Here is a 1,635-nt window from a genome sequence, read left to right as displayed (position 1 = left end):
CGAAACCCCTATCTGCTGATGCAGGTAGGGGTTTTGTTTTGCCTGAAACAAAAAGCTTTGGCCAAAAAAAGGATGACCTGTAGAGGTTATCCTTTTTTGCATCCGGCCCTTAAGCCCCGGGTACTGGGCAGCTCAGATCCCCTTCCTTGCACTTGAGATAGGTCTTGAATGCCTCGATCCGGGCTTTAGTCTGGGCGGTGATGCAGTTGCTGTAGATCAGTGGGTAGACGCTACCGCCCTCGACCCCGGAGGCGGAGAAATTGCATTCGGCGTCACGGAAGCCTATCCAGGCACGCTGCGCCTTGACCAGCATCTGTTTGGCCTGCGGGTTGTCCTTCAAGCGTGCCGTGATCAGCTTGTACAAGCTGTTCAGCTCGTTGTCGGCGGCCTTGTTTTCTTTGACTGCGCATTGGTTCATTTCACCTTGAGTGGTGGCGTCGGTGCAGTTGTCAGCCTGGGCAACAGTGACGAAAAGCAGCGGCATCAGGGCCAGAAGCAAGCGCGGGGACATGTTTGGTCTCTCCTTGAGGGGATTGAAAACGCCGGGTGAGTTTACATCGCTCCCTGCGGTTTTAAAGAAGGCGATACTGATACAACTTTCTGGTTGGCGTTGTGGTCTTACAAGCCTACTGTTGAAACACAGGAGGTGACCCATGCATTCATCCGATCGCATTGAAAGAAAGATCCTGCTTAAGGCTCCGCGCTCTCATGTCTGGCGAGCCCTGGCCAATGCCGAAGCTTTCGGCCAATGGTTCGGTGTTGCCCTTGAGGGGAAACGGTTTGTGGCAGGGGAGCGTACCCAGGGGCAAATCACTTATCCAGGTTACGAGCATCTCATCTGGGACGTGGCGGTGGAACGAGTGGAGCCTGAGCGGGTGTTCTCGTTTCGCTGGCATCCTTACGCTGTCGAGCCGCAGGTTGATTACTCTCAAGAGTCCGAAACCCGGGTGCAATTCGAACTTGAAGACATGGATGGCGGCACCCTGCTCAAAGTCGTGGAGTCGGGTTTCAACAACATTCCCGAGGCTCGCCGGCTCAAGGCTTTTCGCATGGACAGCCGTGGTTGGGACGAGCAGATGGCCAATATTGAAGCCTTCCTGAGCAAGTCTTGATAGGGAGTGCTGAGGAGCTAAGGGTTTTTGGAGGGGGCGGTGTAGCGAATGTCTTACACGAGATGGTAGCTATGTCGTCTATTTCGTTTTGGATCCGAGGCGTAATCTGGACTCATCCACTGAAGCACAGGAAGTGCTCAGGATCAGGGACGATCGACCTTGCAAGGAAAGCTATCGACAGGGAGTCGTAATGGTCTTGGAAAAACCCGCTTCGGCGGGTTTTTTTTCGCCCGCAAAAATCTGAGAAGGCCCTATAGCGAAACGCTTACACGCCTTTGCTGCTTTCTCGTCTTTTTCCAAGATACCGATGGGCCTAATCTATGTTCATCCACTGGGTACAGGGAGTGCTCGGGGTCATGGATGATTGGACCAGGCATGGAATGCCGGACAGGGAGTCAAATTGGTCCTCAAAAAACCCGCCTAGGCGGGTTTTTTTTCGTCTGCGAAAAAGTGGCCTGATCATGCCAGGCGCCGGGTCATGGTGCGGTCGGAACCATCGGCAGCCAGGGTCTGGCCCCCAGGT

At 54.3% G+C, this 1,635-nt stretch carries 2 protein-coding genes; one reads left to right on the top strand and one right to left on the bottom strand.

Going from position 1 to position 1,635, the window contains the following annotated elements:
• Positions 1 to 109 precede the first annotated feature (109 nt).
• The gene (locus tag V7773_RS30180; protein WP_336076491.1) at positions 110 to 511 is read right to left on the bottom strand and encodes a lysozyme inhibitor LprI family protein; all 402 of its coding nucleotides are present in this window, start codon (positions 509 to 511) and stop codon (positions 110 to 112) included.
• A 142-nt stretch (positions 512 to 653) separates the two neighbouring features.
• Here V7773_RS30180 and V7773_RS30175 point away from each other — a divergent pair, with 142 nt between their 5' ends.
• Positions 654 to 1,112, top strand: coding sequence for an SRPBCC family protein (locus V7773_RS30175; RefSeq protein ID WP_336076490.1), 459 nt, complete (start codon positions 654 to 656; stop codon positions 1,110 to 1,112).
• Positions 1,113 to 1,635: the final 523 nt, after the last annotated feature.

Source organism: Pseudomonas sp. 3JA (assembly GCF_036961705.1).
GTDB lineage: Bacteria > Pseudomonadota > Gammaproteobacteria > Pseudomonadales > Pseudomonadaceae > Aquipseudomonas > Aquipseudomonas fluorescens_Q.
Note: the sequence above shows the minus strand (reverse complement) of the source record. Positions and strands in the feature narration are given on the sequence as shown.